Consider the following 5003-nt stretch of genomic DNA (forward strand, 5'->3'; position numbering starts at 1 on the left):
CCGCGTGCGCGCGCAGGAGCTCCGCGATCTCGGGGCCGGTGAACGCCAGCACGGCCGGACCGATCTCGGTGAGCCGGCCGCCGGCTCGCAGCCGGTGCAGCGCCACCGGCGCCGTCCGGCCCGCCAGGACCGTGCTCAGCCGGTCGCCGGCCTCGTTGACCAGTAGTTCCAGGCCGTCGAGGTCCTCCCGGCGGTGAAGCAGGTGCACGTCGTCGAGGACGAGGATGACCGGGGCGGGCAGGTCGGCCAGCTGGTTGGCGAGCCGCCGGTAGGAATGGTCCGGATGCCCGGTTCGCTCGGCCGGGTCCGCGCCGGGCCGCTCGTTCCCGCCGGGCGGAACGCCGCCGGGAACCTCGTCCGCGCCGCGCACGGGGACTGCGCTGTGGGCGGGCAGGATGCCGGCGTGCATCAGGCCGTGCACGAGCTGGGGCCACAGTGGCACGGCCGGGTCGACGCGGATCCAGCCGAGTGAACCGGCGGGCCGGCTGTGCGCCCAGGACGCCAGCAACGCGGTTTTGCCCCAGCCGGCCGGGGCGCGCAGGACGGTGAGCGGTCGGGCGACCGCGTCGGCGACGGTGTCGCGCAGCCGGGGCCGGTCGAGGAACCCGGCCGGGACCGGCGGAACGACGAAGTGGCCGCGGACCAGCGGAAGATCGCCGGACCCACTCGGGGCGTCCGGCGCCTCGGGCTCGACCAGGCGGGAACCAGACGGGACAGCACCGGACACCGGCGACTGTGCGTCGAGCATTCCACACCACCCCCACGGCAAGCTTGCCATCGGTAGTGGTACAGCTACTCAGGCGTAGGAGCAACCCGTGGGGGCCCAGCGGCGCGAGCCGTCGTCACAGGTCACCGGGCCAGCCGGGCGGATCCGGACGACTTGGCGGCGCCGGGCCACCGGACACCCGACACCGGACGGCGACGATCAGCCCGGTTCGCCCCGGCGGACGGCCCCGGAGGCCCGCAGGGCGGCTCCGGCGGAGGCGATGAACAGCACGTCGAAGCCCATCTGCACGGTGACGACGACCCGGGCGGCCTGCCCCACCGCGTGGACGTCCCCGAACCCGACGGTCGTCAGCACCGTCATCGTGAAGTAGAGGGCGTCGGTCCGGGTGCGGATTCCCGACATCTCATCGCCGTAATACGCCAGCGAGTAATACGTGGTGGCGAACAGCAGCACGGTCAGGCAGACCCCGGCGAACAGCCGGGCGGTGGCGTTTCGGAAGGGCGTGCCGCGCCGGCCGGCGCTCACCTGCCGGGCGAACAGCCAGCCGAGCAGACCAAGGCCGACGAACAGGAGCACGAGCCGGGCTGCCAGCGCCACTCCCCGGCTGCCCTCGTGAATCGGCAGACAGTAGAAAACGGCGATGGTGGCGGCGATCGTCGCCAGTGCAGCGGCGACTCCGCGCCCCGGACCGGACCGCTGGTCGGCCCGCGCCCGCGGTGGCGGCAGAACTCCGGGCGGTCCCGGGGGGTGCGCCCCGGGCGGCTGGTCCGGCGGCGGGCCGACCGGTGGTGTCGCACCGGTCATGGCAGCCGCCCGGCCCGGCCCGGTCTCAGGCCGCGCAGTCCGAGCAGACCACGCGACGCTGGTCCGCCAGCTGACTGCGATGCTGTACCAGGAAGCAGCTGGTGCAGGTGAACTCGTCCGCCTGCCGCGGAAGCACCCGCAACGCCAGTTCCTCGTCCCGGACCTCCGCGTCGGGCAGATCGAGTTCGGCCTCGAGAGCGTCCATGTCGTCGCCGAGATCCGCCGCCGCGCCCGCGCGCTGCGCCTTCAGTGTCTCGAGACTCTGCTCCTGAAGTTCGTCGTCCTCGACATCCGCGCTTCGCCGAGCGTCGAAGTCACGCGCCACGTGTCTCCTTCCCTTTCTCTACCGTCGCTCGCCCATTGGCTGTGTCAACCGATGGGTACCTGCCCACCGCTGAACATGGGGGGCCAATGCGTTCAACACCCCAGGACATCGGTCGGCTACGTTACGCAATTACCCCGGGGATGAGGATGCAGCGTCTTATGTCCGCATTCCCCGGTGCCTCCGCCACTTCCAAGGGTCCGGCCGTAACGCGGATCTCCAAAGTCGAGCGAAGGATACGGGCCACAACCCCGTCAGGCCAGGCAAGGAACTGGTCGGCGCGGTGTCTGTCCCACCACATTCACGACCCGGTGCCACGACCCGGGCGGGTCGCCCGTATCTCGATCGATGCGGCACCGTACACCACTCGGTGCCAGATCAGCAGCGGGTGGTCGGTCCGACCCGACCCGCGCGCCCGCGGTACGCGCGACCGCCCCGGGCGCGAGCCTCAGAGGTAGAGGCCGGTGAGGCCGTCGTCCAGCCGCTCAGCGGCGACGGCGTGCACATCCCGCTCACGGAGCAGGACGTACGTGGTCGAGTGCAGCTCGACCTCGGCTCGCTCCTCCGGGTCGAACAACACCCGGTCCCCGACCTGGATCGTCCGCACGGTGGTGCCGACCGCCACCACGTCCGCCCAGGACAACCGCTTACCCATGTGAGCTGTCGCCGGGATCACGATGCCCGCCTTCGACCGGCGATCCGCGGCGTCCTCACACGGTTCGACCAGCACCCTGTCGTGCAGAAGCCTGATCGGTAGGCCACCGGTCTGATCGACACCCACCCGCGTGTCCATTCCCACCGCGCCGCTGACTCCGCTGATTCCTCCGGCCACCACACTCACAGGGCGGACCCTACCCGGACCGGCACAGCCGCGGGCGCCCCCGGGCAGCGAGGTCCCTCGCCGCCGGCCGCCGCGGCCACCATCCGTGCCGGGCGTTTTCCCGCGACGCACCGCCCCGCCCGACCGCGGGCCGCACGCCTCGGCCGGGCGGTCACAGTGTGGTGCCACACTCCTCGGCCGCCGCTGGCCGATTCCCGTGGACCTCCTGTCACTCTCCTCATCAGCCTGGGTTGACCTCGGACGATGATTGACCGCTGGTAGTGAGTTCATCTCGAATCCGGTCACGGTGGCTATCGCCACAGACCACGCTGAACCATCCCGGAGGGGGAATGGACTCCCAACGGGGTATAAGCTGCCGCCCATCGCCGCCCGGGCTGGCGCTGACGGGCGGCGCGCGGTGGCACCTCTCCGTTCGTCCGTTGGCGCCGAGGAAACCGTAGGCACGTAACGAACTCAGGGATGGGGCCCCACCATGGCATTGCGCATCAGTGTCGATCTCGACGGTCTGCGCTGGGCCGATCTCTTCCGCTTCGTCGATCTCGCCCGCAACGGTGGGATCAGCGCCGAGGATCAGGTCGACGTCATCACCTATGGCAGCGACCCGATGTCGGTCAGCCTCTCCGCTCGTATCTACCCGGCCTCCGAGGGCATGTTGTCCACCGAGCCGCCGGACGGCCCCAGCGGCGCGCCGCTCTCGCTCGCCCCGGGCCTCAGCGCCAACGGCGCGGGCTACGGCTACGACACGGGCACCGCCGAGCGCGCGCAGTCACCCAACGGCGCCCACTACCCCGCCTTCGACAACGGCCAGGACCGTGCCCCGGCCGGCGGCGTCCCGAGCATGCCGCCCTACGGCCCGGGACCGGGCTATGACAACCCGGGCGAGCGCGGCGTCCCGCAGGCCGCCGGGGGCCACTACCCGCCCTTCGACGGCCAGCCCGACCGGATGCCGCCGAACGGCGGGGGGCAGTTCGCCGGCTTCGAGCCGTTCGACCGCCCTGCGCCCGGCAAGGAGCCCGGCGGCGCCGCCGGGGGGGTCGAAAGTCCCTACATCGAGGAGTTCGCCCGCCTTCAGGAGGGTCTGATGCGTCAGGTGCGCCGCACCGACGAAGTCCGGCCGGACCGCGCCTGAACAGCGATCCGCCCCACCCCCGGAGGCGGGGTCCGCTCGTGGGAAAAAGCCGGGCCAGCCGGCCACACGCCACCCCTTTGCCCCCGACACTCACCGCAGGTGAGGGGTACGAGACCCTCGGCGCCAGCAGCGGGCTCACCTCGGACGCGGAACGTGAGATCGCCGTGACGAACCCCTCCTTCGTTCTACGCCGTTCCCCCCTTCTCGGCCGCTATGGTGCATGCTGCCTGTGATGGACAATCCGCGCCTTGCCGGCGTCGAGCAATATCACGGGCGCCTGCGCTCTGAGCTCGACGTCATCGCGCGTGGGCCGGTACTGGTTGGCCCAAAGATCATTGAGCACATTCATTCGCTGATCATGCTCATTGATCTACACCAGCCGAACGAGTTCGATCTCTGCCTGGGTTGCGACCGCCTCTGGCCGTGCGCCTCGATCATCGCGATCACCGGAATCTCGGCGGACGCCGCCGACGAGATCGCCCACGCGGACGAGATGGGCCACGCCGACCCAGTCGGCGACCTCGGCGGCGGCTCCCTCAGCGGCCCGATGCCAGCGACCACCGGCCACATCCCGCTCACGACGGCGCCTGCGCCGGCCCCGCCGCACGTCCAGCCCGTGCAGCCGGCAGCGGCCGTCCCGCCCGCGGAGGCGCCCTCCCAGGCCCAGGCCGGGTACGCCGAGCAGCGCGGCCCGGATCAGCACCGCGGCGAGTTCCAGCGGCGCCAGGCCGCGGCCCAGCAGCCCCAGCAGCCCCAGCAGGAGCAGGCCTACCCGATCTACCAGGAACAGGCCTACCCCGCGGACCGGGCCTACCAGGACGACGACGGTCAGCGCCGCCAGGAGCGGGCCTACCAGGACCGCGGGTACCAGGCCAGCGACGGGTACCAGGCCAGCGACGGGTACCAGGCCAGCGACGGGTACCAGGCCGGCGAGGAGCAGCGCCCGCAGGAGCGGGAACGGGCCCGTCTGGACCGCTCACGCCAGGAGCAGGCGTACCGCGAGCAGGCCTACCGGCACCAGGCGTACGCCGACCAGGACGGCGATAGCCACGATGCCGACGATCGCCTTCGCCGCGACCTGTCCGCCCGCGACCTGTCCGCCCGCGACCCGGCCGACCGCGACCAGCCGCAGCGGGACGGGCACCACGTCGACCCGCCTCGCGAGGGTCGACGTCCCGAC

General features: G+C 71.9%; 4 protein-coding genes and 2 pseudogenes. 2 read left to right on the plus strand and 4 right to left on the minus strand.

Annotated elements, in window-relative coordinates; all coding sequences use genetic code 11:
- The 4 genes and pseudogenes from MXD58_RS19775 to MXD58_RS19790 all read right to left on the minus strand — a co-directional run.
- Positions 1 to 748, minus strand: a pseudogene (locus MXD58_RS19775) (hypothetical protein); the annotation flags it as partial.
- A gap of 177 nt (positions 749 to 925) precedes the next feature.
- The gene (locus MXD58_RS19780) at positions 926 to 1531 is read right to left on the minus strand and encodes a potassium channel family protein (protein ID WP_248839153.1); all 606 of its coding nucleotides are present in this window, start codon (positions 1529 to 1531) and stop codon (positions 926 to 928) included.
- Between the two features lie 25 nt (positions 1532 to 1556).
- On the minus strand, positions 1557 to 1856 hold the full coding sequence (locus MXD58_RS19785) for a DUF4193 family protein (protein ID WP_248839152.1): 300 nt from the start codon (positions 1854 to 1856) through the stop codon (positions 1557 to 1559).
- Positions 1857 to 2301: 445 nt separating this feature from the next.
- Positions 2302 to 2694 (minus strand): GroES family chaperonin, encoded by a 393-nt coding sequence (locus tag MXD58_RS19790; protein WP_248839151.1) that lies wholly within the window; start codon positions 2692 to 2694, stop codon positions 2302 to 2304.
- Between the two features lie 472 nt (positions 2695 to 3166).
- Between MXD58_RS19790 and MXD58_RS19795 the strand changes: the two genes are divergently transcribed.
- On the plus strand, positions 3167 to 3823 hold the full coding sequence (locus MXD58_RS19795; protein WP_248839150.1) for a hypothetical protein: 657 nt from the start codon (positions 3167 to 3169) through the stop codon (positions 3821 to 3823).
- 232 nt (positions 3824 to 4055) lie between these two features.
- A pseudogene (locus tag MXD58_RS19800) lies at positions 4056 to 5003 on the plus strand (hypothetical protein); the annotation flags it as partial.

Source organism: Frankia sp. AgKG'84/4, from assembly GCF_023242965.2.
Lineage (GTDB): Bacteria > Actinomycetota > Actinomycetes > Frankiales > Frankiaceae > Frankia.

Coding starts and splice junctions, on each gene's coding strand:
- MXD58_RS19780 (WP_248839153.1), bottom strand. CDS start 1,531: ATGACCGGTGCGACACCACCGGTCGGCCCGCCGCCGGACCAGCCGCCC.
- MXD58_RS19795 (WP_248839150.1), top strand. CDS start 3,167: ATGGCATTGCGCATCAGTGTCGATCTCGACGGTCTGCGCTGGGCCGAT.